The following is a 25,178-nucleotide window of genomic DNA, read 5'->3' as shown; positions in this document are numbered from 1 at the left end:
GAGACAGGTTTTAGATTTTCCCACCCCATCGACTGAAGCGATTGAGGCGAAGCTGCGTGATGTCAATATGTGCAGCCTTGCCCGAAACCAGTTCCGCCACCAGCCGCCCGGTAACACCGGCCAGTGTCAGGCCCAGATGCCCGTGGCCGAACGCATAGGTCACATAAGGTGTGGAAGGAGAGTTTCCAATGACCGGCAATGAATCGGGCATGGAGGGGCGAAAACCCATCCAGGTCTTGCCGGAGGCTCCGGCATTGGGCAGTAAATGCCCCACCTGTGTGCGGATCACGTCACTGCGCACCGGGTTGGGCGCTGCCGACAGCCCGCCAAATTCCACGGTCCCGGCGGCGCGCAGGCCGTCGGCCATCGGCGTCATGTAAAAGCCGTGCTGGACAAAGCAGACCGGCCTTTGCACGAGTTTTCCGGCATCGGGAAACATGACATGATAGCCCCGCTCGGTATCGAGCAGGATAGGATCGCCCAACTGGCGTGCGAGGCGGCCTGAAAAGGCCCCGGCTGCAACCACAATATGTTCGGTCGTGTGCTTGACGCCATCGACCGTAATTTCCATTCCCGTTCGCGAGCGCATTGGGTCGGTGGCCGCCCCCTTGATAACTGTCCCACCTTTTGCCTGAAACGCCCCGGCAAGCGCTTCGCCCATCTGCTGCGGGCTGTCGATCGTATATGCATCCTCATGCAAAACACCGGCATGATAGAGCGGAGCCAGGTTGGGTTCGAGCGCGTGGACCTGTGCTGCATCCAGCCTGGTCAGCCTGACACCATGTTGTACGCGCAGCCTGTTGTCATACTCGCCAGCCTTATATTCGGCCTCGCTCTTGTAGAGATAAAGGCACCCCTTGCGGCGCAGGAGGTGGCTTGCACCGGCAAGCTGGAACAGCGGCTGCCAATCGGTGTCGGCATGGCTGAAGAGCGTAGCCAAAGTGCTGGCGATGCGCTGAACCTCGGCCTCTCGTCCGGCGCGCAGAAAGGCGCGCAGCCACGGCGCAAGTCGGGGCAGATAGCGCCAGTTGATCGCCAGCGGGCTGGCAGGGTCCAGAAGCATGCCCGGAACCTGCCAGACAAGCCCCGGCGTGGAAACCGGAACCACACCGTGGGGCGCAAAGGTACAGGCATTGCCATAGCTGGCGGCCTGCTGCCAGGGATCGTTGCCGATAGGCGGAGAAGGATCGACGATGGTGACTTCATGCCCCAATTCCTGAAGCCAGAGCGCCGAGGCAAGCCCGACCAGCCCGGCGCCTATGACGGTGACGTGCCGACGATGAGCGCCGCCTGCTGCGGCAGGGGATATGGTGGCTGGTGTCGTTTCCATGACGAGCTTGTCCCATAGGGCATTCTTCCATTCCCATGAAAGAATCGCACCATCAAAATACGGAATCAAACATTTAGAGCATGATCTTAGAAAAGTTGCAGACTTTTCAGGATAAAAATTGTCTGCACAAAAAGCGACAGGCCGATTGTTCGGTGATGCCGATGAGAATGTTTTATGAATCCAATTGGATTATCCCCAAAAGCCTGAGTTACATGCAAGGGCTTTTTTCAAATGACATTTTGAGTGCCCGTCATGAGCCTGTTTACTGCCGCTGATAAAAACGCCAGCACCGTTATTGCAGACTATGTACCGGGCTTGATTCTGGTCGCTGTCGTCACCGCGTCCGCCTATGGCCTGCACCATATTCCTTTTGTGTCGCAGTTAAGCCCGATGATCACGGCGATTTTTGTTGGCATGCTGTTTGCCAATGTGGTTGGCGTCCATGCTTCGGCCGGGGCTGGCATTGCGCTTTCGGGCAGGCGTCTGCTTCGTTTTGCCGTTGCCCTGCTTGGCCTGCAAATCTCGTTTGCGCAGCTCAGCGAGATTGGTGTGCGCGGGGTTGGCTTTGCAGCATTTGGACTGTGCTTTACATTTTTGTTCACGCTGTGGATGGGCCGGTTGCTCGGCGTCAATCGCCAGCTTGCGCATTTGCTTGCTGCAGGAACTTCGGTTTGCGGCGCTTCGGCGATTGCTGCGGCAAATGCCGTGACCGGCGCAGATGACGAAGATGTCGCCTATGCCGTCGCCTGTATCACGCTTTTTGGCACGATCGCCATGTTCCTGTTTCCGTTCCTGGCGCTGCTGACGGGAATTTCAGATCGTGCCTATGGATTTTGGATCGGTCTGTCGGTTCATGAGGTTGCGCAGGTCGTCGGTGCAGGTTTTCAGGGCGGCGCTGAGGCCGGTGAGGTTGCAGTGGTGACGAAATTGGCGCGGGTGATGATGCTTGCACCGCTCATCATCTGCCTGTCTGTCGTTCTTTCGCAACCGCAAACGCAGGCAGTCGCCAAGGGCCGGAAAATACCGCTCGTGCCATTTTTCGTTATCGGATTTCTGGTGCTGGCTGTCGTCAATAGTGTGGGTATTGTGCCCGATGCTATCCGGGCGCCGATTGTAACTGCCACACCCATATTGCTGACCGCCGCCATGGCGGCGCTGGGGCTGGGAACCAGCGTGTCGAAACTTAGGCAACATGGCTTGCCGCCATTGGTTCTGGCTGGCGTTGCATCCGTATTCATTGCCGTCATCAGCTATCTGATGGTGACAATAATACCTTGAGGCAAAGTCATGTGTCCGGAAAAATTATGATTTGAAGTTGGGCGCAGCTTGAGGCAGGTTATGTAAGAAATCTTACAGGACTTGCTTATGATTGCCATGGATGGCCTCACAACACGGCAGCAATGGATATTGCGCCATATTCAGGACCGGGGCTTTGCCACGATTGAAGCCATGGCCGAAGAGATCAATGTCTCGGCGCAGACCGTGCGGCGTGAATTGATCGAGCTTGAAGGCCGGAACTATCTCATTCGCTTTCATGGTGGAGCGGGATTGCGGCAAGATCTGTTCCGCATCGGCTATGCGCAGAAAATATCCACCAGCCTTGAAGGCAAGCAGCGCATTGCAACCGTGGTGGCTGACATGATCCCGCCGGGGGCTTCTGTTTATCTGGATGTCGGCTCGACGGTGGAGTGTGTTGCCCGGGCGCTTGGCAAACACAGTTCCTTGCATGTGGTAACCCCAAGTGCTGCTGTAGCCATGATTTTTTCTACGCATCCGCAGATTGATACTTTCGTGACCGGCGGGAGTTTGCGGGGCGCAAATGGCGCTCTTGTCGGCATCCATGCCATCCGCACATTGGCAAGCTTTCATTTCGACTTTGCCGTCAGCAGCTTTGGTGGTTTTGATCCTGAAGGGCAGCCAACCGACTTTGACCCGGAAAAAATTGCCTTGCGGCAGGCGGCTTTCGATAATGCCAGTCGTCGCATCGGCATGGCGGATGCAACCAAATTCGACAAGACTGCCTTGCGCCGCATGTTGGGCGGGCATCAACTGACCGATCTGATTGTCGATGCCGAACCGCCAGCCCATATTGCGGCGGCTTTGGCGCAGGCTGGTGGCAGATTGGTGGTTGCCGCTGCCGAACAGCCCTTGGCGGCATCGGCCTCGATGTCCAAAAGACAGATATCCGAAAATTAGCTTGCGTAAACTATTTTACATTTGTCTGATAATTTGATTACATCGCAATAATCACGAATTGGGAGGTTCGTTCATGTCTGCAGCACTTGCTTCACTGCGCGCTATGGCCTTGGTGGCTGCGTGTGTATTTTCAACCGCCACTTTTGCGCAGGACTGCACCAGTCGCGGAGATCTGAATGATCGCTTTTGCGATATGGATGGTGACGAGCTTGCCGATCCGCCAACCGACCCGGCGCAGTGGCTCGACCCCGATACGCTGATCTTCAGCTATACACCGGTTGAGGATCCTGCGGTTTATGAAGACACATTCAGCGATCTTCTCGACCATCTGGCGCAGGCCACGGGCAAGAAGATCAAATGGTTCCCGGCAGATTCCTATGCAGCAGAAGTTGAGGCCATGCGCTCCGGGCGGCTGCACATTGCCGGCTATGCGGCCGGGGCTGTGCCTTACGCCGTAAACCTTGCCGGTTTCCACCCGGCTGCGACGATGGACAAGATCGACGGTTCGCTAGGCTATAGGCTCAAGCTTATTGTTCCTGCCGACAGTGATATCAAATCGGTGGAAGATCTGAAGGGCAAGCGGGTCGCCCATGTCGCCCCGTCCTCCAATTCGGGTGATACGGCACCAAAAGTGTTGTTCAAGCAGATGGGCGTGGTGCCGGGTACAGATTATGAAATTATCTATTCGGGCAAGCATGACAATTCGATCCTCGGCGTCGTCAATGGCGATTATGATGCTGCTCCGATTGCCGACAGTGTTTTGAACCGCATGATCGAGCGGGGACTTGTCGATGAAGATGCGCTGCGCATTGTTTATGAATCCAGGCCTTTCCCGCGCACCGGTTACGGGTTTGTCTATAATCTCAAGCCCGAACTTGCCGAAAAGATCGTCAATGCGTTTCTGGATTTCGACTTCATGAATTCAAGCCTTTTTGAGGAATTCAAGGATACCAAGGGCTTTACGACGGTCAATTACAAGGAAGACTGGGAAAACATCGTGGCCATCCAGCGCGAGACGGGCGCCAGCTATGATGAATCCGGCCTGTCCACCCTGAAGGCAGATTGAGCCGGAAAGCCTGTCTGATGACCAAACCACTTCTGGAAATAACCGATCTGGCAAAGGATTACGGAACCGGGCGCCGGGCGCTCGATTCCGTGACCTTTACTGTCGATACTCCGCAGCTTGTGGGGATCATCGGCTCGTCGGGCGCAGGAAAATCCACGCTGATCCGCTGTATCAACCGGCTGGTTGAACCCACATCGGGCTCGGTCCGGCTGATGGGGACGGATATTCCTTCGCTTTCGCCCGGTGAGCTTCGCAAGATGCGTCGCCAGATCGGCATGATCTTCCAGGAGTATAATCTGGTCGAACGATTGACCGTGATGCAAAATGTCCTGACCGGGCGGCTTGGCTATGTCGGCTTCTGGACATCATTGCGCTACCGCTACAGTGCCGAAGATATTCGCTATGCCTATGCGTTGCTGGAGCGGGTGGGGCTGGCCGGTTTTGAAAACCGGCGCGCTGACGCCTTGTCGGGTGGCCAGCGCCAGCGTGTTGGCATTGCCCGCGCCTTGATGCAGCGCCCCAAGCTTTTGTTGCTCGATGAGCCGACCGCCAGCCTTGACCCCAGCACATCCCGGCAGATCATGCAGCTTGCTCAAGGCGTTATAGAAGAGCAGAAAATGCCTGCGCTGATCAATATTCACGATGTCTCGCTTGCCAGGGCCTTTTGTGACCGCATCATCGGCATGCGCGACGGCGAACTTGTTTTTGATGGCGCGCCTGCCGAACTGACCCATGCCAGGCTGGTCGATATTTATGGCGCTTATGAGGATGATGAGACCAGTTTGAAGCAAGAGGAGCCGGCATGAGCACCACCGGCTCTGCGGCTGAATGCGACTGGCGGCCGCCGACAATTTTTGGCAGCTACAGGCTGCGGACCGCCTTTCTTCTGGCGGTCGTCCTCTATCTGGTCTGGTCACTGGGAACATTGGAGTTTAACAGCCAGCGGGTTCTGCGCGGGTTTTTCCGTGCCGGGGATATTTTTGCACGTATGTGGCCCCCGGATTTCTCACGCTCGCAATTGCTGATCAATGGCATGCTCGAAAGCATCCAGATCGCCATTATCTCAACGGTTCTGGGACTGTTCATTGCCGTGCCGATCGGTGTTTGCGCGGCCCGCAATCTGGCTCCGCGGCCCATCTATCTGGCGGCGCGCGGTCTTATTGTGATCGGGCGCACATTTCACGAACTGATCATCGCCATCTTCTTCGTCAAGATGTTCGGCTTTGGTCCTTTGGCCGGTGTGCTGACGCTAAGCTATGGTTCTTTCAGCTTTGTCGCCAAAATGCTGGCGGAAGACATTGAAAATATGAAAATGGGGCCTGTCGAGGCCTTGCGGGCAACCGGTGCAGGCTTTTGTCAGGTGATCTGGTTTGCCGTGCTGCCACAGGTGCTGGTGCGCCAGATCGGCATTCTCATCTATCGTCTGGATTCAAATTTGCGCCATTCCACCATCATCGGTGTTGTGGGGGCCGGTGGCATTGGCCAGACGCTTTCGGCAGCTTTCAGCAAATATGATTTCGACTTTGCCAGCGCCATCCTCATTTGTATCGCCGTTCTGGTGGCAATGGGAGAGTTCGGGTCTGATTATATTCGCAGGAGGCTCCGGTGACCAATCGTCTCGATGCCTATCCTTCCCGTTACCGGCGCTATTCTGGCCGCGAAAAAACCGTTCAATGGCTATGGACAGTTGCTTGTGCGGTGGCCGTGGTCTGGGCGATGCGCGCGATCGATGTGGAATGGGCTTTTCTGGGGGATGCCCATATACAGGCGCTCGACATGGCCGAACGCATGTGGCCGCCGCGCTGGTCTTATGCCCAGCAGATATGGCAGCCGCTGGTTGAAACCATCCATATCGCCACGCTGGGCACCATGGCGGCTGTGGTGCTGGCCATTCCTGTTGCCTTTATCGCGGCCAGAAATACGGCAGGCTACAGGCCGGTCTGGTTTGTCGGGCGTCTGATCCTGATCCTGTCGCGGTCGATCAACACTGTGATCTGGGGGCTGCTTTTCGTCGCCATTTTTGGTCCCGGCCCGATTGCCGGTATCTGTGCGGTAACGGCGCGCTCCACCGGCTTCATCGCCAAGCTTGTGGCCGAAGCCATTGAAGAGGTCGATTATGGGCAGATCGAGGCTGTGGAAGCCACAGGCGCCAGCAAGTTGCAGGTGCTTGCATCAGCCATCTGGCCGCAGGTGCAGCCGGTTCTGATCGGAACCTCGATCTATCGCTGGGACATTAATGTCCGGGAAGCCTCAGTTCTGGGCTTTGTCGGTGCTGGCGGCATTGGCTTGCAACTGAATGCTTCCATCAATGAGTTCGCCTGGAATCAGGTTCTGCTGATCCTTTGCGCCATTCTGGTGCTGGTCATTGTCAGCGAGTTTGTTTCTGCCCGGGTGCGGGCAAAGGTGTCGTAGCCCATGATGAACACGCTGCCGCCACTCATTTCCTCACTGGATGAAATTTCGGATCGCTATGATGGCTATCTGATCGACCAATGGGGCGTTTTGCATGATGGCGAGACGGTGTTTCCGGCTGCTCTTTATGCTCTGGAGCGTCTGAAACAGGCAGGCAAGCGCGTTATCATTCTTTCCAATTCCGGGCGCAGTGGTGAAGAAAATGCCCGATTGATGCAGGAAATGGGCATTGCGCGCTCTCTTTATGAGCGGGTATTGTCTGCGGGCGATGATGCGCTGGATGCGCTGACCGGCGAGCGCGATACAGCCTATGACCATCTGGGGCGCCGTGTCTGGCCTTTTACACGCGATGATGACCGGGTTGACCTGCTCGATCATGGCTATGAACGGGCGCAAACCGTTGCCGACGCTGATTTTTTATTTGTGCAAAGCATGCCGCCTTTGCCAACGCCGCCTGCCGACTGGATCGAGCAGCTTCGTGAGGGGTTGAGCCATTCTCTTCCCCTGATTTGCGCCAATCCTGATCTTACCCGGGTCAAGGGAGCCGGAGAGGTGGTGGCAGCCCCCGGCGCTGTGGCTGAGTTTTATAGCGGAATGGGGGGGCAAAGCCATTATCACGGCAAGCCATGGCCGCGTATTTACAAAACTGCGCTGAAACTTCTGGATGTTCCGGCCCACCGGGTTCTGGCTATTGGCGATTCACTGGCGCATGACATGCGTGGTGCATGTGGGGCAGGTATCGACAGTCTTTTTGTGGTGAATGGCATTCACCGCGAGCGGATCGACCTTTCCCGGCCCAACACGCTTTATGCTGAACTGGCTTCTTATCCGCAGGACAGGCCGCAGGCCATGATTGCTGATTTTGCCTGATCTGCAAGCGGGTCATACAGGCAATTGTTGCAGCGTTCATGCAGGCAGCAGCGTTTTTCCCATCATGGCCAGATCGATGGCGCGGGCGGCCTGCCTGCCTTCACGGATTGCCCACACAACCAGAGACTGGCCGCGCCGCACATCGCCAGCGGCATAGAACCGGTCAATACTGGTGCGATAGTCATTTTCATCGGCCACGACATTGATTGAGCGGCGTGTATCCAGCGCGGTGTTCAGCCTCTCGCCCAGTTCGGTCAGCACGCCGGTTTCAGTGGGGCCGCAAAAGCCGATGGCGATAAAGGCCAGATCGGCACGAATGATGAATTCCGTGCCGGCCACCGGCTTGCGCCTTTCATCGACCTCGCAGCATTTGACACCAACCAATCTGCCTTCTTCGCCGACAAATTCCAGCGTCGCCACCTGAAATTCGCGCTGCGCACCTTCAGCCTGACTGGATGAGGTCCGCATCTTGGTTGCCCAATAGGGCCAGACAGCCAGCTTGTCTTCCTTTTCAGGCGGGCGCGGGCGAATATCGAGCTGGGTGACGCGCACCGCCCCTTGCCGGAAGGCCGTGCCAACGCAGTCGGAGGCCGTGTCGCCGCCGCCAACGACGACGACATGGCTACCAGATGCCAGAATCGGCCGGGCGGCCCAGGCAACGGACTGGATGTCTTCGCCGCCATTGCGGCGGTTTTGCTGAACCAGATAGGGCATGGCGTCATGGACGCCGTCTAGTTCTGCCCCCGGAATTCCGGCAGGGCGTGGCTTTTCCGAGCCACCGCAATAAAGCACGGCATCATATTCAGCCAGTAATTGCGCCACTGTCTTGTCGAGGCCGATATTGACACCGCAAAAGAAGGTAACGCCTTCGCCTTCCATCTGGCGAATACGCGCATCGACATAGTGCTTTTCGATCTTGAAATCGGGAATGCCATAGCGCATCAGCCCGCCCGGCTGGCTTTCGCGTTCATAGACATGAACCTCATGGCCTGCGCGCCCCAATTGCTGGGCAGCCGCCATGCCGGCAGGGCCGGAGCCGATAATGGCGACACGCTTGCCGGTCATGATTGCTGCCGGTTGCGGCGCAAGACAGCCCGTTTCATAGGCCTTGTCGGCAATGGCCTGCTCAATGGTCTTGATCGCTACCGGCGCATCTTCAAGATTGAGCGTGCAGGCTTCCTCGCAAGGGGCGGGGCAGATGCGGCCCGTCCAGTCGGGGAAATTATTGGTTGAATGTAGATTGCGGATCGCGCTTTCCCAATCGCCAGTATAGACGAGATCGTTCCAGTCGGGGATCTGGTTATGTACCGGGCAACCGGTTGGCCCATGGCAATAGGGCACGCCGCAATCCATGCAGCGCGCCGCCTGCTTTTCGACCTCATTCTCCGACATTGGCAGCGTGAACTCACGGAAATGGCGGATGCGGTCAGCGGCTGGCTGGTACTGGCGCACCTGCCGGTCGATTTCGAGAAATCCTGTTACTTTGCCCATCTTGTTTTCCTCAGGCCGCCACGATGCGCATGCGTTCCATCTCCTGCAAGGCACGGCGATATTCGACCGGCATCACCTTGCGGAATTTCGGCCGATAGTCGGCCCAGTTGTCGAGGATGGTTTTTGCCCGCATTGAGCCGGTCAGGTTCATATGGCTGGAAATCAGCTTGTAGAGCCGCTCCTCATCATGGCTGGTGACGTCGCCCGAGACATCGACGCGGCCCATATGAGCGATGTCGCCGCCATGGTGATGCAGTCGTTCAAGCATGTCGTCTTCTTCCGGCACCGGCTCCAGTTCGACCATGGCCATGTTGCAGCGGGCGGCAAAATCGCCGTCCTCATCGAGCACATAGGCAACGCCACCAGACATGCCCGCGGCAAAATTGCGCCCTGTGGGCCCCAGAACGACGACAACGCCACCTGTCATATATTCGCAGCCATGATCGCCAACGCCCTCGACCACGGCCACAGCACCGGAATTGCGCACGGCAAAGCGTTCACCGGCGACACCGCGAAAATAGCACTCGCCTTCAATCGCCCCGTAAAGCACGGTGTTGCCGACGATGATCGAATCCTCGGCGACGATTTTCGCGTCGCCCGATGGACGGATAATGATCCGGCCGCCCGACAGCCCCTTGGCGACATAATCATTGGCTTCACCGACAAGCTCGAAGGAAATGCCACGCGACAGGAACGCACCGAAGGATTGACCAGCGGTACCGGTCAGTTTTACGCAAATCGTGTCATGCGCCAGCCCCTTATGGCCGAAGCGCCGTGCCACTTCGCCCGACAGCATTGCACCTGCTGAACGGTCGGTATTGCGGATTGGCGTTGTGATTGTAACCTTGCGGCGCGCATCAAGCGCCGGGGCAGCCTGCGCAATCAGCCGGTGGTCAAGTACATTATCGATCGGGTGCTGTTGAAGCCTTGTATGCCGCAGTTCTTCGCGTGGCACGTCGGGCTTGTAAAAGATGCGCGAGAAGTCGAGACCCCGTGCCTTCCAGTGCTCGATCATTGCCTGTCTTTCGATCAGGCCGGTCTCACCGATGATTTGATCGAGTTTGTGAAAGCCCATGGCGGCAAGGATTTCACGCACCTCCTGCGCCACATAGAAGAAGTAGTTGACGACATGCTCCGGCGCGCCCTTGAAACGCTTTCGCAACACCGGATCCTGCGTCGCTACGCCCACCGGACAGGTGTTCAAATGGCATTTTCTCATCATCACGCAGCCAGCCGCAATCAATGGCGCGGTGGCAAAGCCGAACTCGTCGGCTCCCAAAAGTGCGCCGATGACAACGTCACGTCCGGTGCGCAAGCCGCCATCGACTTGCAATGCCACACGCGAGCGCAAGCCATTCAGCACCAGCGTCTGCTGGGTTTCGGCAAGGCCAATTTCCCATGGGCTACCGGCATGTTTGAGCGAGGTCAGCGGCGACGCACCCGTGCCGCCATCATAGCCGGCAATAGTGATGTGGTCGGCGCGCGCCTTGGCGACACCCGCCGCCACAGTGCCCACACCCGCCTCCGACACCAGCTTGACCGAAATATCGGCAGAAGGATTGACATTTTTCAGATCAAAAATAAGCTGCGCCAGATCCTCGATCGAATAGATGTCATGATGTGGCGGTGGCGAGATCAGGCCGACGCCCGGCGTCGAATGCCGTGTCTTGGCGATGGTGGCATCCACCTTGTGGCCGGGAAGCTGGCCGCCCTCGCCGGGCTTGGCCCCTTGCGCCACCTTGATCTGGATGACGTCGGAATTGACCAGATATTCGGTGGTGACACCGAAGCGGCCCGAGGCCACCTGCTTGATCGCCGAACGCTCGGGATTGGGCGACCCATCCGGGAGCAAGGCGTAACGGTCCGGCTCTTCGCCGCCCTCGCCGGTATTCGATTTGCCACCAATACGGTTCATGGCAATGGCAAGCGTCGTATGCGCCTCGCGGGAAATCGAGCCGAACGACATCGCCCCGGTCGAAAACCGCCTGACAATGGAGGCGGCTGGCTCAACCTCATCGAGCGGCACTGGCGTACGGCCATTTTCCTTGGCCATTTTGATGCTGAACAGGCCGCGAATGGTGCGCGCCCTTGCCGCTTCGTCATCGATCTGGCGCGAGAATTCCTTAAAAGTCTCCCATGAGCCGCTGCGCACGGCATGTTGCAGCGAGGCGACCGCATCCGGCGTCCACATATGTTCTTCACCGCGCATGCGGTAGAGATATTCACCACCGACTTCCAGCGCATGTTTCAGCACCGGATCGTCGCCAAAAGCCTGTGTGTGGCGGCGCACTGTCTCGGCACACATTTCGGCCAGGCCAATGCCTTCAATCGCGGTCGCCGTTCCGGTGAAATATTTTTCGACGAAAGCCGATGACAGGCCGACAGCGTCAAAAATCTGCGCGCCGCAATAGGATTGATAGGTCGAAATGCCCATCTTGGACATCACCTTCAATATGCCCTTGCCGATCGACTTGATGTAGCGGGCAACCACCTCCTGTTCCTCGATTTCCGGCGGGAAGCGGCCCTTGCGGTGCATGTCGATCAGCGTGTCGAAGGCAAGATAGGGGTTGATCGCCTCCGCGCCATAACCGGCAAGGCAGCAGAAATGGTGAATCTCGCGCGGCTCACCCGATTCCACCACCAGTCCGACCGAGGTACGAAGCCCCTTGCGGATCAGATGCTGGTGGACGGCGGCTGTTGCCAGAAGTGTGGGAATATCGATGCGGTCCGGCCCGATCTGCCGGTCGGACAACACGATGATGTTATAGCCACCGGCGACTGCCGCTTCAGCGCGCTCGCACAGCCGCTCGATGGCAGCGGGCATGCCTTGCGCCCCTTCGGTGACGGCATAGGTAATGTCGATGGTCTTGGTGTCGAAGTGGTCTTCGGTGTGGCCGATGGAGCGGATTTTTTCCAGATCGGCATTGGTCAGGATCGGCTGGCGCACCTCCAGCCGCTTCCTGCGCGACGAGCCGACGAGATCGAAAATGTTGGGTCGTGGCCCGATGAAGGAGACGAGGCTCATCACCAGTTCCTCGCGGATCGGGTCGATGGGCGGGTTGGTCACCTGCGCAAAATTCTGCTTGAAATAGTCATAAAGCAGTTTTGGCTTGTCGGACATTGCCGCAATTGGCGTATCTGTACCCATCGAGCCGATTGCCTCCTGACCGGTAGTGGCCATTGGTGACATTAGAAGTTTTAAATCTTCCTGCGTGTAGCCAAAGGCCTGCTGACGATCGAGCAGCGACACGTCCGTGCGCGGAGCACGTGGTTCGACGGGTTTCAGTTCTTCCAGAACAAGCTGGGTGTTGCTCAGCCACTGGCGGTAGGGGTGACGGGTTGCAATCCCGGTCTTGATCTCGTCATCGGGAATGATGTGACCCTGATCAAGATCGATCAGCAGCATGCGACCCGGCTGCAACCGCCATTTTTTTACAATCCTTTCTTCGGCCACCGGCAGCGCGCCTGCTTCGGAGGCCAAAATCACCCGGTCATCGTCGGTAACGATATAGCGGGCAGGGCGCAGGCCATTGCGGTCAAGCGTTGCGCCGATCTGGCGACCATCGGTGAAGGCGACCGCCGCCGGTCCGTCCCACGGCTCCATCAAGGCGGCGTGATATTCGTAGAAAGCGCGCCGGTTAGAATCCATCAGCCGGTTGCCGGCCCAGGCTTCCGGGATCAGCATCATCATGGCGTGGGCAAGGCTGTAGCCGCCCTGCCAGAGAAATTCGAGCGCATTGTCGAAACAGGCGGTGTCGGACTGCCCCTCATAGGAAATCGGCCACAGCTTGGCGATGTCGTTGCCGAACAGTTCGGAATCGACCGATGCCTGCCGTGCCGCCATCCAGTTGACATTGCCGCGCACGGTGTTGATCTCGCCATTATGGGCGACCATGCGGTAGGGATGCGCCAGCTTCCATGACGGAAAAGTGTTGGTCGAAAAGCGCTGGTGAACGAGGATCAGCGCCGTCTCAAAACGCGGATCGGCAAGATCGCGGTAATAGGCTCCGACCTGAGAGGCCAGAAACATGCCCTTGTAGACGATGGTGCGCGATGACAGCGAAACACAATAAGCGCCGATGTCGCGATTGTCATTTTCGGCGTAGATACGCCCTGAAATCACCTTGCGCAGGATGAAAAGCCGCCGCTCATAGTCATCATCATTGGCAATGCCTTCCGGGCGGCCAAAAAATACCTGCCGATGACAAGGCTCACTGGCAGCAATGTCTGAAGCCTTTGATAGCAAGGAGTTATCGATCGGCACGTCGCGAAAACCCAGAAGCGGCACGCCTTCGGATTGTGCTGCTTCTGCAATCACATCCTCAATATGGATGCGCATTGCAGTATCCTGCGGCATGAACCAGTAACCGATGGCATAGTGGCCGGGTGGCGGAAGCTGTATATTTTGTTCCGCCATCACCTTGCGGAAAAAGCGATCGGGAAGCTGGACGAGCACGCCCGCGCCGTCGCCCATCAGCGGGTCAGCTCCGACCGCACCGCGATGGGTCAGGTTTTCCAGCATGATGAGCCCGTCGCGCACGATCTGGTGCGACTTTATATTTTTCATCTGGGCGATGAAGCCAACACCGCAGGAATCATGCTCGTTGCGTGGATCGTAAAGACCGTGGGCTTTTGCTGCGCGGATGGGTTCGGTGCGGGTGCTGGCGGTGGTTTTGGTGCGGTTGCTGGCGGTGGTTTTGGTGCGTCCCGTCCGCGCCTGAGCCGTCGCTACAGGTGGCGTCCGATGTATCATCGCCGTAGTCCTTCCATCGCTATATCTATGTCGTTTCCACTCTGCCGGATGAGCACCGGCATCGGGGTGCAAGGCCCGCCTGCTGCGCGGGATTCATCGGAACGTTGAACACGCCCGCAGCCCGACTGTTGCAGTGGGGCAATAAGTCAGCATTGCTGCCCTATAAAATAAATGTCACAGGAGCAGATCATGCGCAAGATGGAAAGATAAAAAAATCTGGCATGAAACGAAATTTAAGTATGAAAAATTTAGTCAGGACGATCTTTTCGGTCTTGGGGCAACAGGCGTTCTGACCGGAGCAAAGTGTGGCAGGTCCATCAACTTGCGCTAAATTTCTGGCAATAGAAGCTCGGCGCTTCGATCAATCCCTGAGCCGATGGAATTTACTCCGGCTTTCTCATTAGAGCATTTCTGCGACGCCAGACGGTTCCGTCTGTACTCACAAAATGCTCATTCAAAGTGTTAGAGCGTCCTTTGTGCGTCCGATTGGACGCACGGCGCTCTAGTAAATCGCCACAAGCCGCTCTGCCACTGTGTGAACGGAAACGTCAGCATCATAGACGCTGCTTAGCAGTTCATCGGTCATGATCTTTTGCGGGGGGCCATGCTCTATGACCGCACCATTCTTCATGATGATGATGTGGTCGCAATAGGCTGCCGCCATATTGATGTCGTGTAGAACCACCACCACCGTTTTGCCAAACTGATGCGCCGTGTCGCGGATCAGTTGCATGATCGTGATGGCGTGCTTGATGTCGAGATTGTTCAGGGGCTCGTCGAGTAGCATGTAGTCGGTATCCTGACAGACGACCATGGCGATGAAAGCCCGCTGACGCTGGCCGCCTGACAATTCGTCGAGAAAACGCTCAGCCAGCTTCTCAAGCCCAAGGAACCCGATGGCGCGCTCGACATGCGCCTTGTCATTGGGCGTGTAGCGGCCTTTTGAATAGGGATAGCGACCGAAGGTGACAAGTTCGCGCACCGTCAAGCGTGCCGACATATGGTTATCCTGACGCAGAAACGACAGCCGCCTGGCGATGACGTCGCCCGGTGTGGTTGCAAGATCAAGGCCATCGACGCGCGCGCTGCCGCCATCAGCCTTGAGCAGGCGCCCGAGGATCGACAGAAGCGTCGATTTGCCTGCTCCATTGGGGCCGATGATTGCCGTGACACCTGATTTGGCCAGTTGCACTGACACGCTATTGAGAACGCAGGTGTCACCATAGGTTTTGGTAAGGGCTTCGACTTCGATCAACGTGCGGCTCCACGAATGACAAGGAGAAGAAAGACAATGCCACCGGCAAACTCGATCACCACCGACAAGGCTGTGTCGAAACCAAACACACGTTCAAGGATGGTCTGCCCGCCAACAAGGAAAATAATGGCCAGCAGTGCTGCAGTGGGGAGAAGGACTGCGTGACGTGCCGTTGGCATCAGCAGATAAGCGAGATTGGCAACAAGCAGGCCAAAAAAACTGACCGGCCCTACCAGTGCTGTTGATATCGCAACCAGCAAGATTACCAGCAGCAGCGTACCCGACACGATCAGATGATGATTGATCCCGAGCGCAATTGCGTGCTCACGCCCCAGCGCCAGCACATCGAGTTTTGGCAACAGCCACCAGATGGCAGTACAGCAGGCGCCAAGGATTGCAGCTGAAAGTGTCAATAAGACCGGGTCGATGCTGTTGAAGCTTGCAAACAGCCGGTCTTGAAGGATGAGAAACTCGGTTGGATCGATAATCCGTTGCAAAAAGCCGGAAATCGAGCGAAACAGCACACCAAATACAATGCCAACCAGTAACAATAGATGCAGGCTGCGCGCCGTGGTTGCAAACAGCCAGCGATATAACAAGCTGGCGAATAACAGCATGGCGCCGGTCTCGGCGACAAACATCAGCCGCTTGTCAAAGCCTGAAACACCGGCTGCGCCAAAGATAAACACCAGAATTGTCTGGAGTAGCGCATAAAGTGCATCAAACCCCATGAGTGACGGGGTAAGGATACGGTTGTTGACGATTGTTTGAAATATCACCGTTGACAGCGCGATGGCGACTGCAACCAGAAGCAATCCCGCCAGCTTCACCCCGCGAAATGGCAGCACGAATGACCAACTGCCGCGCGCGCCAAGCGTCATGAACAGGATTGACGCCAGCAAGCTGGTCACCGCCAAAATGGCAAAGACCAGTGTTATCCTGTGGCTGCGGGCTTCAGGCGACACGGGCCCGGCTCCGCAACAGCAGATAAAGGAAACAGGCGCTGCCAAGCACGCCCATGGTTGCGCCGATGGGGATTTCGTAAGGGGCGATGATGATCCGGCCAACAATATCACAGGCCAGAACCAGCCCGGCTCCCATTAGCGCGACCAGTGGCAGGGAACGGCGCGCATTGTCACCAACCATCAGGCTCACGATGTTGGGCACCACCAGACCGAGAAATGGGATCATCCCGACCGAAACCAGCACCGAGGCGCTGACCAGTGACACAATCACCAGCCCGAGTGTGATGATGACGCCGTGATTGACGCCAAGATTGGTGGCAAAGTCCTTGCCAAGCCCGGCAACCGTAAAGCGGTCGGCAGCTATATAAGCCAGAATGACCATTGCGCCTGAAAGCCACAGCAATTCGTAGCGACCGCGCAGGACAATGGAAAAATCCCCGGTCGTCCATGCACTGAGCGACTGAAGCAGGTTGTAACGGTAGGCAAAAAAGGTGGTCACCGCACCGATGACGCCCGACAGCAGGATGCCAACCAGCGGCACCATCAGGATTGAGCGCAACGGGATGGCCTGCAACAAGCGCAAGAAAAGAGCCGTGCCGAGCAGCGCGAAGAATGCCGCCACCAGCATGCGCCCGATCACCGGCATGTCCGGCACGAACAGCACCACCATCAGCATGCCGAAACTTGCCGATTCCATTGTGCCGACGGTTGAAGGTTCGACGAAGCGATTGCGCACCAGCATCTGCATTAACAGCCCGGCAACCGCCATTCCAGCCCCTGCCAGAACAAGGGCAAATGTTCGTGGCAAGCGACTGGCCAGCAGCAATTGCATCGAGCGGCCTTCAAGCCCTTCTGCCCAAAGCGAGCGCAAGGAGACATCGCTGACGCCGACAAACAGGCTGATGACAGCAAGCGCCAGAATCACAGTGGGTGCTATAAAAACACGGATGCTCTTCATCGGGTTACACGGCTTGCCTTAAATGGCAATGCCGGCCTGAAGGCCGGCGCTGCACAGGTTTTCTTGAAATGGGAAAGGTCAGTTTTTGGCGAGCGCCTCAGCAATTTGATCGATGCTGATACTCATGGCGGTGAGGCCGCCACCAACCAGATACCAGCTGACCGGATCGAGATAGACGACCTGATTTTTTTGCCATGCAGTGGTCTGGTTCACCAGTTCATTGTCGAGCATCTGGCTGGCCGCAACTCCCTCGCGCCCGATGGCCGCATCACGGTCAACGACAAACAGCCAGTCCGGATTGGTTTCCAGAATAAACTCGTTGGAAATTGCCTGGCCATGCGTACCGGTGTCCAGCCCATCAACCGCGGGCTTGAAGCCGTAATCGGAAAAGACCACATCGAAGCGCGATCCCGGTCCGTGCGCACTCATGCGCCCGCCAGTGGTAATCATTACCAGCACATTGCCTGCGTTTTCGGCTGAAGCTGCCAAGCCTGCCAGCGAGGCGTCGAGTGCGGTGACAGCCTTGGCAGCTTCAGCCTGCTTGCCAAAAATTTCACCCAGCGTCACGGCATTCTGCTTGGCGCTGGCGAAAAAATTGGTGCGGTCAACCGTCAGGTCGATGGTTGGCGCCAGCCTGGACAGCTCTGCATATTTCGGCGCAGAGCGACCGCCAACGATAATCAGATCCGGCTCTAGCGCAGCAACCGCCTCGTAATCCGGCTCGAACATCGTGCCGATATTGGCGATGTCGGAATCTGCATATTTTTGTAAATAAGATGGCAAAATACCGGTAGGCAGGCCGTCAATTTCGACGCCGAGCACGTCCAGCGTATCCACAACAGCAAGGTCGAACACGACGATCTTTTGCGGCACGCCGTCGATGTTGGTTTCGCCCTGTGCGTGTTTAACCGGTGCAGCGTAACCGAGCGTGACCGCCGACAATGTCAGCGCCAGTGCTGAAAGGAAGGTTTTGACATTCATAGGACTATTCCATCTGGATGGTTGATCAGGATTTGGCTGTCACATAGAGTGTTGATGCCGACCCTGGTAGAAAAACAATTGCTGAAGTCGTATTTTGCCGCGATATCCATCACGCAATATTTGGCATCCGGTTCAGATCGGCGTCTTTTGCATTCTGGCCCCAGGCACCAGAGGCTGCTGCTGCGGCAAGGCAGGTGTTGAGCAGAAGGGCTTTGATTAGGCCGTTTTTTGGCTGGCGCAACGCTGAAGAGGAAATTTCGACCATAAAAGTCCTGTCTGCTCTTTATTGGTGAGTAAAGTCCTCATATTAATGAGAGACAGGCTGGTCAACATCTAAATCTTAGAACGATTCCAGATTCAGGATTATGCAACACTCATCGCCAAGACGGAGATTTTCTCCCCAAACAGGGTTCTCGTGAGACTACTGTTTCCGGTTCCCGGATAAGCAGAGCATTTCCTGTTGCACTCGATGCGCTGTGTGTTGAGGGTAGCGTCACGCGGGCGGCCAAGGGGTGGTCTCGACACCGTTTGCTGAAAATTTACGTGGCCGTGTCCAGTTTATTGGTGGAGCTGAGGGGGATCGAACCCCTGACCTCGTCATTGCGAACGACGCGCTCTCCCAGCTGAGCTACAGCCCCATCAATGAGAATGATGCATTTATGAGAGCGGGGCAGAAAGTGTCAAGCAGCCAATTTATCCAACTGCATTCGTTTGCAGTTCACAAGGACTTGTCGGCTACTCCTGCAATGGTTACATGTCGCAAATAATCGGAGACCGGCATGATCGCCCTTATCAATACCCTTCTCATGGCGCTCAACCTTTACTGGTGGGTTATCATTCTTTCTGCCGTTTTTTCCTGGCTTTACGCATTTAATGTCGTCAATCCGCGCAATCGGTTTGTGGGGGCTGTCGGCAATACGCTGTTTCGTTTGACCGAGCCGGTTTTGCAGCCGATCCGCCGTTTCATGCCCGATCTTGGCGGTCTCGATATTTCGCCGATTATTGTTCTTTTGGCGATCTTCTTCCTGCAGCAATTCCTGATTACCAGCGTAGCGCCGCTGTTTTATTAGAGCCGGTGCTGGACCTGCCCTGCAAACTGCGTGATGACGGCCTTGATCTTTATGTGAGGTTGACGCCCAAATCGTTAAAAGATGAGCTGGGTGGCGTGGAAGCTTCGGCTGACGGCAAGATATATGCCAGGGCGCGCGTGCGGGCAGTGCCGGAAAAGGGGGCGGCCAATGTGGCGCTGGAAAAGCTGCTGGCAAAAACCCTTAAGGTGCCCGTCTCAAATGTTAATCTGGTGGCAGGCAGCACTGCCCGGCTCAAGACAGTGCGTATTCAAGGTGATGCGCAAGATTTGCAACAGAAATTGAAACAGGCCCTGTCAGAATAACAGGGCCTGTCTGGTTCCTTACTTTGCCGTGCGGGCGCGCTCAAGACCTTCCACAATCATCTGGCGGGCGCGCTCTGCACCATGCCAGCCACCGATCTTGACCCATTTTCCGGGTTCCAGATCCTTGTAGTGGGCAAAGAAATGGGCGATCTGCTCAAGCGAAATTTCCGGCAGATCGGTATAATCGTGCACATTTTCATAGCGTCTGGTGATGTGCGGTGAGGGAACGGCAATGATCTTTTCATCCTGGCCGGCATTGTCTTCCATGATCAGGACGCCGATTGGTCGCACATTGATGATGCAGCCTGGAATGAGGGCACGGGTGTTGCAGACCAAGACGTCCACCGGATCACCGTCGCCGGAAAGCGTGTGAGGAATAAAGCCGTAATTTCCCGGATAGCGCATCGGCGTATAGAGAAAGCGGTCGACAAAAAGGGTGCCTGCCTCCTTGTCCATCTCATATTTGATCGGTTCGCCGCCGACGGGAACTTCGATGATGACGTTGACATCTTCCGGCGGATTGTTTCCCGGCGATATGGCGTCGATGCGCATGTCTTGAGCCTCTTGGGGTTTGTTTGATTGGCAGGGTTTTGGGCAGCTATGACCTTGCGGGTCGCAATAGCGGGGCTTGAGGGCAGACGCAATGCGACGGAACGCACCGACTGTGAATTTTGATATATTTTTCAGAAACGGCTTAATCCCAGATGAAGGCGATTTTCTTCAAGGCCCTGTGCTCAAAGACTTCGACGCCTTCCGCCATATCCTTGCCACCGGCGCCAGCATAAAAAGCAAGCGCATTGGTGTTTTCTTCCAGTACCCAGACAACGAGCCCTTTCATCCCGTACCGGGTCAAATGGCTGCGGGCCGCCGCAAACAGACGGCTGCCAAGGCCGATGCCCTGATATTCAGGGCGCAGGTAAAGTTCATAGATTTCACCCTGCTGGGGCAGTTTGCGGGCACGGTTGCGGCCGATGGTGGCGTAGCCGGCAATGACGCCACCGATTTCCAGAACCAGCACGGTGGCGGTGCGGTGGATGGCGTTGGCCCACCAGTCGCTGCCTCTGCGGTTGATCATCAAGGTCAGTGATTTATGCGGGATGATCCCGGCATAAGCGCCTTGCCAGGCTTCCAGATGTACGTCGGCGATTGCAGCAGCGTCGTGCGGTTTGGCCTTGCGAATATCGATCGTCAGGGTTTTCATGATTTGTTAACCATAATCGCCTGTCAAACGAACGCAAGCCTTGTGCCTGGAGCATTTCTTGCAGTCAGATGGAAATATTTGGCGTCACAATAATATAGAAAAATGCCCTCGATTGAAGATTGTCGTGGTATGGCGTTATGGGACGAAGAAGGCAGGGCTTTAAAGTTTGGGAATCTGCGCCATGGCCACAGATGAAAACAGGCGGCAGCAACAGGAATCACACCGTATCCTGAAAGACATCGCGGCCGAATCTGCTTCGGCCGGGGCGCCTCTTGCGGGGCGGGCGGCAAAAAAGACGGGTGACCCCGGCCAGTTGGATCCTGTTGAAGACTGGGGTATGCGCATTGGCCGGGTGCTGGGCATGGCGCTCACAATCGGGATGGCGATCTGGCTGATTCGTCTCATTTTCAGCAATGGGTAGAATATGAGCACAGATTTGCCGGAGCCCAAACAGGCTGTCATCGTCATTTCCAGCCATGTGGTGCGCGGTACGGTGGGCAACCGGGCGGCTGTTTTTGCGCTGGAGGCGCTGGGCTTTCCGGTCTGGGCGGTGCCGACCGTCACTTTACCATGGCATCCCGGACATGGCCCCGGCACAAGGATTGTTGCGCCACCGCAAGAATTTGCTTCATTGTTGAAAAATCTGGAAGATTCACCCTGGCTGGGTGAGGTCAAGGGTGTGCTGTCCGGCTTTCTGGGGGATTACCGGCAGGCACAGGCGGTGGCCTCATTGGTGGGGGCGGTCAAGGCGCGCAACAGCCAGGCCCTTTATGCCTGCGATCCGGTGATCAGCGACAAGAACGGGCTTTATGTGCCGCAGCAATTGGCCGAGGCCATGCGCGATCAACTCGTGCCGCTGGCCGATATTGTCACGCCCAACCGCTATGAACTGGCCTGGATGGCCGGGCGCGATCTGCCGGATCGTGTCGCGCTGGCCAAGGCGGCGCGGGCTTTGTGCGCCAAAACCATGCTGGTGACTTCTGCTCCATCACGGGCAGCGGGACGGATTGGCAATCTTCTGGTTGAGGGCACACAGGAAATATTTGCAGAACACGACCTGATTGCCGACCCGCCCAATGGTGTTGGCGATCTGACTGCAGCGCTTTATCTGGCCCGGCTGCTTGGCCGGTTTACCTCTGCTGGCGCGCTACGGGCCACGACAGCCTCGGTTTATGAACTTCTGCAAAGAGCATCCTTGCGCGGCAGCAATGAATTGCAGATCGAGACCGATGCCCACAGCCTACTGCATCCTTCAGCCGAGGTGGCGCTTCAGCATGAAAGGCATGCCTGCTGAGGTTTTGCCCTGTGCTTACGTCAGGGCTGGTTATTTGTGTTTGCGCAAAGTCACGCATCTGTAAAGCCGATAGGCTTTGCATGATGTCATGATTAAAGGCGCTCTTGCGATGTCCTTCTCAAAGCAGAACCAGCCCAGATCATTTGATGTTTCCATCTTCTTTTGAGCAAGGTCTTGATAGCAGGAAGGACCCGCGCGGCGCATGGCCACCAATATGAAATATCGGGATGACATGAGCATGAATGAAATCATGCGGCAATGGCCAGCCACCATTCGTGTCGTGCTCGATCATGGCTTGTTATGCGTTGGTTGCCCGATAGCGCTTTTTCACACGGTTGATGATGCAGTTCGTGTTCATGGAATTGATGGTGAAGAATTTCGCAAGGCGTTGATGGAAGCCATTGAAGGTTAGGTTCTTCCTTCGGCCAGCAGAAGCAGTGCATGCGGGTCGGTAATGTACACTTGCATCCGCCCGCCACTAACCAGTTTTTTTGTCTCCCATGCGGTCAACAGTCTGCTGACTGTGTGCAATGTGGTGCCGGTCATTTCAGCAATGTCCTGGCGGGAAATGGGAAAATCGATCAGGATTCCGTTGTCTGTTTTGCGTCCCGATTGATGCGCCAGCCGCAGCAAGGCATGGGCCACCCGCCGTTCAACCTGCTGGGTGGCCATCTCGATCACCTGTGTCTGCACATCGTTTAAGCGCACACCGACCATTTTATAGGTGTTGAGACCAAAGCCCGGCCATTTTTGTACAAACTCATTCCACAACTGGCCATTCCATATCAGCACAACGCAATCCAGAACCGCCAGGGCTGTTGCCGGATAGGTATCGCGCCCCAGCGCCTGGGCAATGCCCATCAATTCACCGGGCATGATATAGCGCATGATAACCTGCTGGCCGTCAGGCGTTGTCTTGAGAACGCGCACCCGCCCATCAAGCAGCAGGAAAAAGGATTGCGCCTCCTGATCCTGTTCAAAAATGGCAGCCCCTTCCGCAACACGGCTGGATCGGGCGCTTTGGATAATATGAACCAGCGCATCCGGCTCCAGCGCTTCAAAGGGCGGCAAATCGGCAATCAGGCAGGGGTCAAGGCGATTCAATCTGCATCTCCAAATGAGCGCCGGACTTTCTCACGTCACGCTTTCGACAACAAGCTCTCGTATCAGTATCTGCATATGCGCTGTGTTTGTATTTTCGCAAAGTTGCATGTGGTTGTTCACGCTATATATATCTTATCGTCAGACGGGTCCGAATTCTGGATGAGGCCTGAAAGGCTGGACAAGAAAGGAAGAAATCATGAAAAAAATACTTCTCGCTGCAGCACTTGCCTCGGGAATGCTGGCTATTTCTGCGCAGGGTGCGGCAGCGGCTGAACATGAGGTCCAAATGCTCAACAAGGGCGAGAAGGGCTCAATGGTGTTTCAGCCTGATTTTGTCCGGGCCGAGCCGGGCGATACGATCCGCTTTGTGCCGGTCGATAAAGGCCATGATGCCGAGTCGATCAAGGGAATGCTCCCCGAAGGAGCCGAGCCTTTCAAGGGCAAGATCAACGAGGAAATCGTCATTACCGTTGATAAGGAAGGCGTTTACGGTGTCAAATGCACGCCGCATTACGGCATGGGCATGGTGATGCTGATCAGCGTTGGCGCACCGGTCAATCTGGAAGAAGCCAAGGCTGTCAAGACGCCGGGCAAGTCGAAGAAGGTGTTTGCGGAATTGTGGGATATGGTCCCGTCTTCCTAAAGCATTTTGTGAGTACGGATGGTACCATCTGTGCCCACAAAAAATGCTCTAGCATAAGTTTTTTGTGGGCAGGTGGACTGTGAAGGTTGATCCCTTGCCGGGTTCCGACTGGATGGACAGTCGGCCCTGATGGCGTGTGAGAATATGCTTGACGATGGCAAGTCCCAGACCTGTGCCCTTGCGTGACTGGGTGGTTTGCGTATCGATGCGATAAAAACGCTCGGTCACGCGGGGAATATGTTCTTCGGCAATACCGGGTCCAAAATCACGGACGGCGACCTCAATTCCGGGATGGGGAGGCGTGTTGCTGCTAGTGATGGTGACAATGATGCGTTCGCCGTCACGCCCATATTTGCAGGCATTTTCCAAAAGATTTTGAAACACCTGATAAAGCTCGTCATGGTCGCCGGCTGTCTGTGTGGGGCTGTCAGTAAAGTCACATTCAATGACAAGGCCGCTTTCCTCCGCAAGAGGTTTCAGCGAATTGAGGACGCTTTTAACAATCTGCTTTATATCAACCAGCGTGCCGGGTTTGAGATTGGGTTTCATCTCCAGCCGTGACAGCGACAACATGTCGTCAATCAGACCAGCCATGCGCCCGGTCTGGTTTTGCATGATCTGAAGAAACTGCTCATGCGCGGCCGGATCATTGCGGGCGGGGCCTTGCAAGGTTTCGATAAAACCGGCAATCGAAGCCAGCGGTGTGCGCATTTCATGGCTGGCATTGGCAATGAAGTCGGCCCGCATCCGGTCGATGCGGCGCGCTTCGCTCTGGTCCTTGAACATCAGCACATAAAGCTGTGAACCATGTCCGATCGCAGATGCGGTGGCCTGATAAACACGTTCGACCGGCAGCTTGTTGGTAATATCGGCAGATTGCGAGCCATTATTGGCCAAAACTGTTTCAATCAATATCTGCATTTCCGGCGAGCGAAATTTGAGTTGCAGCGCCATGCCTGCGCGCAGATCGCCAAAAGCTTCCTGCGCTGCTGCATTGGCATGGATAATGGCGGCATTCTCATCAAAGATGATCAAAGGGTCTGTTACGGCTGCTGCAAGATTTTCTGCCGACAGGTCTTGCAGCTTGTCGGTTCTGGGGGTGGTTGCATGTTTCCTGCCGGTCTTTTTTGCATGAGTTTGAAAGCCGGTTTTTTGCAGGGCTGTGCGCCACATATTATGCAGGAAATGCCCTGGAGCATGTTTTTGTCGGCTGTTTGAATCGGCCAAGATGCTTCTCGTTAAATTCTTGTTTGCGTCGCATATGCG

The 25,178-nt window shown here is 56.2% G+C and carries 24 protein-coding genes and 1 tRNA gene; 13 read left to right on the top strand and 12 right to left on the bottom strand.

Annotated elements, in window-relative coordinates; all coding sequences use genetic code 11:
* Nucleotides 1-10 precede the first annotated feature (10 nt).
* Nucleotides 11-1,330 (bottom strand): NAD(P)/FAD-dependent oxidoreductase, encoded by a 1,320-nt coding sequence (locus ACFPLB_RS15700; protein ID WP_378231344.1) that lies wholly within the window; start codon nucleotides 1,328-1,330, stop codon nucleotides 11-13.
* A gap of 252 nt (nucleotides 1,331-1,582) precedes the next feature.
* On the opposite strand from ACFPLB_RS15700, the gene ACFPLB_RS15695 reads away from it, so the two are divergent.
* The 7 genes from ACFPLB_RS15695 to ACFPLB_RS15665 all read left to right on the top strand — a co-directional run bounded on the left by ACFPLB_RS15695 (nucleotide 1,583) and on the right by ACFPLB_RS15665 (nucleotide 7,874).
* On the top strand, nucleotides 1,583-2,608 hold the full coding sequence (locus ACFPLB_RS15695; RefSeq protein WP_378231341.1) for a YeiH family protein: 1,026 nt from the start codon (nucleotides 1,583-1,585) through the stop codon (nucleotides 2,606-2,608).
* Nucleotides 2,609-2,695: 87 nt separating this feature from the next.
* On the top strand, nucleotides 2,696-3,526 hold the full coding sequence (locus ACFPLB_RS15690) for a DeoR/GlpR family DNA-binding transcription regulator (protein WP_378231339.1): 831 nt from the start codon (nucleotides 2,696-2,698) through the stop codon (nucleotides 3,524-3,526).
* A gap of 73 nt (nucleotides 3,527-3,599) precedes the next feature.
* Nucleotides 3,600-4,592 (top strand): phosphate/phosphite/phosphonate ABC transporter substrate-binding protein, encoded by a 993-nt coding sequence (gene phnD / locus ACFPLB_RS15685; protein ID WP_378231337.1) that lies wholly within the window; start codon nucleotides 3,600-3,602, stop codon nucleotides 4,590-4,592.
* Nucleotides 4,593-4,609: 17 nt separating this feature from the next.
* Nucleotides 4,610-5,398: a phosphonate ABC transporter ATP-binding protein gene (phnC, locus tag ACFPLB_RS15680; protein WP_378231335.1), complete on the top strand. Its 789-nt coding sequence runs from the start codon at nucleotides 4,610-4,612 to the stop codon at nucleotides 5,396-5,398.
* The gene (phnE, locus tag ACFPLB_RS15675) at nucleotides 5,395-6,201 is read left to right on the top strand and encodes a phosphonate ABC transporter, permease protein PhnE (protein WP_378231333.1); all 807 of its coding nucleotides are present in this window, start codon (nucleotides 5,395-5,397) and stop codon (nucleotides 6,199-6,201) included. The genes phnC and phnE (ACFPLB_RS15675) overlap by 4 nt, the downstream gene beginning before the upstream one ends.
* Nucleotides 6,198-7,004, top strand: coding sequence for a phosphonate ABC transporter, permease protein PhnE (gene phnE, locus ACFPLB_RS15670; protein ID WP_378231331.1), 807 nt, complete (start codon nucleotides 6,198-6,200; stop codon nucleotides 7,002-7,004). The genes phnE (ACFPLB_RS15675) and phnE (ACFPLB_RS15670) overlap by 4 nt, the downstream gene beginning before the upstream one ends.
* Before the next feature lie 3 nt (nucleotides 7,005-7,007).
* On the top strand, nucleotides 7,008-7,874 hold the full coding sequence (locus ACFPLB_RS15665) for a TIGR01459 family HAD-type hydrolase (RefSeq protein WP_378231329.1): 867 nt from the start codon (nucleotides 7,008-7,010) through the stop codon (nucleotides 7,872-7,874).
* A gap of 36 nt (nucleotides 7,875-7,910) precedes the next feature.
* Here the strand turns inward: ACFPLB_RS15665 and ACFPLB_RS15660 are convergent, their stop codons facing one another.
* From ACFPLB_RS15660 to ACFPLB_RS15630, 7 genes are all read right to left on the bottom strand, one after another.
* Nucleotides 7,911-9,365, bottom strand: coding sequence for a glutamate synthase subunit beta (locus ACFPLB_RS15660; protein ID WP_378231327.1), 1,455 nt, complete (start codon nucleotides 9,363-9,365; stop codon nucleotides 7,911-7,913).
* Nucleotides 9,366-9,375: 10 nt separating this feature from the next.
* Nucleotides 9,376-14,118: a glutamate synthase large subunit gene (gene gltB / locus ACFPLB_RS15655; RefSeq protein WP_378231325.1), complete on the bottom strand. Its 4,743-nt coding sequence runs from the start codon at nucleotides 14,116-14,118 to the stop codon at nucleotides 9,376-9,378.
* A gap of 502 nt (nucleotides 14,119-14,620) precedes the next feature.
* The gene (locus ACFPLB_RS15650; RefSeq protein ID WP_378231322.1) at nucleotides 14,621-15,373 is read right to left on the bottom strand and encodes an iron ABC transporter ATP-binding protein; all 753 of its coding nucleotides are present in this window, start codon (nucleotides 15,371-15,373) and stop codon (nucleotides 14,621-14,623) included.
* Nucleotides 15,370-16,338: an iron chelate uptake ABC transporter family permease subunit gene (locus ACFPLB_RS15645; protein WP_378231320.1), complete on the bottom strand. Its 969-nt coding sequence runs from the start codon at nucleotides 16,336-16,338 to the stop codon at nucleotides 15,370-15,372. The genes ACFPLB_RS15650 and ACFPLB_RS15645 overlap by 4 nt, the downstream gene beginning before the upstream one ends.
* Nucleotides 16,328-17,296, bottom strand: a complete 969-nt coding sequence (locus ACFPLB_RS15640; protein ID WP_378231318.1) for an ABC transporter permease — start codon at nucleotides 17,294-17,296, stop codon at nucleotides 16,328-16,330. Before ACFPLB_RS15640 ends, ACFPLB_RS15645 begins: the two co-directional genes overlap by 11 nt.
* Nucleotides 17,297-17,374: 78 nt before the next feature.
* Nucleotides 17,375-18,277: a siderophore ABC transporter substrate-binding protein gene (locus ACFPLB_RS15635; RefSeq protein ID WP_378231316.1), complete on the bottom strand. Its 903-nt coding sequence runs from the start codon at nucleotides 18,275-18,277 to the stop codon at nucleotides 17,375-17,377.
* A gap of 562 nt (nucleotides 18,278-18,839) precedes the next feature.
* A tRNA-Ala gene (locus ACFPLB_RS15630) sits at nucleotides 18,840-18,915 on the bottom strand.
* 141 nt (nucleotides 18,916-19,056) lie between these two features.
* Here ACFPLB_RS15630 and ACFPLB_RS15625 point away from each other — a divergent pair.
* Both ACFPLB_RS15625 and ACFPLB_RS15620 read left to right on the top strand, forming a co-directional pair.
* On the top strand, nucleotides 19,057-19,347 hold the full coding sequence (locus tag ACFPLB_RS15625) for a YggT family protein (RefSeq protein ID WP_378231314.1): 291 nt from the start codon (nucleotides 19,057-19,059) through the stop codon (nucleotides 19,345-19,347).
* An 8-nt stretch (nucleotides 19,348-19,355) separates the two neighbouring features.
* On the top strand, nucleotides 19,356-19,670 hold the full coding sequence (locus tag ACFPLB_RS15620; RefSeq protein WP_378231427.1) for a DUF167 family protein: 315 nt from the start codon (nucleotides 19,356-19,358) through the stop codon (nucleotides 19,668-19,670).
* 18 nt (nucleotides 19,671-19,688) lie between these two features.
* On the opposite strand, the gene ppa is transcribed toward ACFPLB_RS15620, so the two are convergent.
* Nucleotides 19,689-20,222 (bottom strand): inorganic diphosphatase, encoded by a 534-nt coding sequence (ppa, locus tag ACFPLB_RS15615; protein WP_378231312.1) that lies wholly within the window; start codon nucleotides 20,220-20,222, stop codon nucleotides 19,689-19,691.
* 142 nt (nucleotides 20,223-20,364) lie between these two features.
* Entirely contained in the window at nucleotides 20,365-20,871 is a 507-nt protein-coding gene (locus tag ACFPLB_RS15610; protein WP_378231310.1) for a GNAT family N-acetyltransferase, read from the bottom strand.
* Nucleotides 20,872-21,052: 181 nt separating this feature from the next.
* Between ACFPLB_RS15610 and ACFPLB_RS15605 the strand changes: the two genes are divergently transcribed.
* The 3 genes from ACFPLB_RS15605 to ACFPLB_RS15595 all read left to right on the top strand — a co-directional run bounded on the left by ACFPLB_RS15605 (nucleotide 21,053) and on the right by ACFPLB_RS15595 (nucleotide 22,577).
* Nucleotides 21,053-21,292, top strand: coding sequence for a hypothetical protein (locus ACFPLB_RS15605; RefSeq protein ID WP_378231308.1), 240 nt, complete (start codon nucleotides 21,053-21,055; stop codon nucleotides 21,290-21,292).
* A 3-nt stretch (nucleotides 21,293-21,295) separates the two neighbouring features.
* The gene (gene pdxY / locus ACFPLB_RS15600) at nucleotides 21,296-22,165 is read left to right on the top strand and encodes a pyridoxal kinase PdxY (protein ID WP_378231306.1); all 870 of its coding nucleotides are present in this window, start codon (nucleotides 21,296-21,298) and stop codon (nucleotides 22,163-22,165) included.
* Nucleotides 22,166-22,367: 202 nt separating this feature from the next.
* The gene (locus ACFPLB_RS15595) at nucleotides 22,368-22,577 is read left to right on the top strand and encodes a DUF1858 domain-containing protein (RefSeq protein WP_378231303.1); all 210 of its coding nucleotides are present in this window, start codon (nucleotides 22,368-22,370) and stop codon (nucleotides 22,575-22,577) included.
* On the opposite strand, the gene ACFPLB_RS15590 is transcribed toward ACFPLB_RS15595, so the two are convergent.
* Complete coding sequence (locus ACFPLB_RS15590; protein ID WP_378231301.1) at nucleotides 22,574-23,269, bottom strand: Crp/Fnr family transcriptional regulator; 696 nt, start codon at nucleotides 23,267-23,269, stop codon at nucleotides 22,574-22,576. The genes ACFPLB_RS15595 and ACFPLB_RS15590 overlap by 4 nt on opposite strands.
* Nucleotides 23,270-23,465: 196 nt before the next feature.
* Between ACFPLB_RS15590 and ACFPLB_RS15585 the strand changes: the two genes are divergently transcribed.
* Nucleotides 23,466-23,912, top strand: coding sequence for a pseudoazurin (locus ACFPLB_RS15585; protein WP_378231299.1), 447 nt, complete (start codon nucleotides 23,466-23,468; stop codon nucleotides 23,910-23,912).
* 48 nt (nucleotides 23,913-23,960) lie between these two features.
* Here ACFPLB_RS15585 and ACFPLB_RS15580 read toward each other — a convergent pair whose 3' ends face one another.
* The gene (locus tag ACFPLB_RS15580) at nucleotides 23,961-25,085 is read right to left on the bottom strand and encodes a sensor histidine kinase (RefSeq protein ID WP_378231425.1); all 1,125 of its coding nucleotides are present in this window, start codon (nucleotides 25,083-25,085) and stop codon (nucleotides 23,961-23,963) included.
* Nucleotides 25,086-25,178: the final 93 nt, after the last annotated feature.

This window comes from Aquamicrobium segne, assembly GCF_042656785.1.
In the GTDB taxonomy this organism is placed as follows: domain Bacteria; phylum Pseudomonadota; class Alphaproteobacteria; order Rhizobiales; family Rhizobiaceae; genus Mesorhizobium; species Mesorhizobium segne.
Note: the sequence above shows the minus strand (reverse complement) of the source record. Positions and strands in the feature narration are given on the sequence as shown.

What these genes read in the sequence shown, in the direction of transcription:
- ACFPLB_RS15700 (WP_378231344.1), bottom strand. Translation starts at nt 1,330, where the DNA reads ATGGAAACGACACCAGCCACCATATCCCCTGCCGCAGCAGGCGGCGCT.
- ACFPLB_RS15695 (WP_378231341.1), top strand. Translation starts at nt 1,583, where the DNA reads ATGAGCCTGTTTACTGCCGCTGATAAAAACGCCAGCACCGTTATTGCA.
- ACFPLB_RS15690 (WP_378231339.1), top strand. Translation starts at nt 2,696, where the DNA reads ATGATTGCCATGGATGGCCTCACAACACGGCAGCAATGGATATTGCGC.
- phnD (WP_378231337.1), top strand. Translation starts at nt 3,600, where the DNA reads ATGTCTGCAGCACTTGCTTCACTGCGCGCTATGGCCTTGGTGGCTGCG.
- phnC (WP_378231335.1), top strand. Translation starts at nt 4,610, where the DNA reads ATGACCAAACCACTTCTGGAAATAACCGATCTGGCAAAGGATTACGGA.
- phnE (WP_378231333.1), top strand. Translation starts at nt 5,395, where the DNA reads ATGAGCACCACCGGCTCTGCGGCTGAATGCGACTGGCGGCCGCCGACA.
- ACFPLB_RS15665 (WP_378231329.1), top strand. Translation starts at nt 7,008, where the DNA reads ATGATGAACACGCTGCCGCCACTCATTTCCTCACTGGATGAAATTTCG.
- ACFPLB_RS15660 (WP_378231327.1), bottom strand. Translation starts at nt 9,365, where the DNA reads ATGGGCAAAGTAACAGGATTTCTCGAAATCGACCGGCAGGTGCGCCAG.
- gltB (WP_378231325.1), bottom strand. Translation starts at nt 14,118, where the DNA reads ATGATACATCGGACGCCACCTGTAGCGACGGCTCAGGCGCGGACGGGA.
- ACFPLB_RS15640 (WP_378231318.1), bottom strand. Translation starts at nt 17,296, where the DNA reads ATGAAGAGCATCCGTGTTTTTATAGCACCCACTGTGATTCTGGCGCTT.
- ACFPLB_RS15635 (WP_378231316.1), bottom strand. Translation starts at nt 18,277, where the DNA reads ATGAATGTCAAAACCTTCCTTTCAGCACTGGCGCTGACATTGTCGGCG.
- ACFPLB_RS15625 (WP_378231314.1), top strand. Translation starts at nt 19,057, where the DNA reads ATGATCGCCCTTATCAATACCCTTCTCATGGCGCTCAACCTTTACTGG.
- ppa (WP_378231312.1), bottom strand. Translation starts at nt 20,222, where the DNA reads ATGCGCATCGACGCCATATCGCCGGGAAACAATCCGCCGGAAGATGTC.
- ACFPLB_RS15610 (WP_378231310.1), bottom strand. Translation starts at nt 20,871, where the DNA reads ATGAAAACCCTGACGATCGATATTCGCAAGGCCAAACCGCACGACGCT.
- ACFPLB_RS15605 (WP_378231308.1), top strand. Translation starts at nt 21,053, where the DNA reads ATGGCCACAGATGAAAACAGGCGGCAGCAACAGGAATCACACCGTATC.
- pdxY (WP_378231306.1), top strand. Translation starts at nt 21,296, where the DNA reads ATGAGCACAGATTTGCCGGAGCCCAAACAGGCTGTCATCGTCATTTCC.
- ACFPLB_RS15595 (WP_378231303.1), top strand. Translation starts at nt 22,368, where the DNA reads ATGGCCACCAATATGAAATATCGGGATGACATGAGCATGAATGAAATC.
- ACFPLB_RS15585 (WP_378231299.1), top strand. Translation starts at nt 23,466, where the DNA reads ATGAAAAAAATACTTCTCGCTGCAGCACTTGCCTCGGGAATGCTGGCT.
- ACFPLB_RS15580 (WP_378231425.1), bottom strand. Translation starts at nt 25,085, where the DNA reads ATGTGGCGCACAGCCCTGCAAAAAACCGGCTTTCAAACTCATGCAAAA.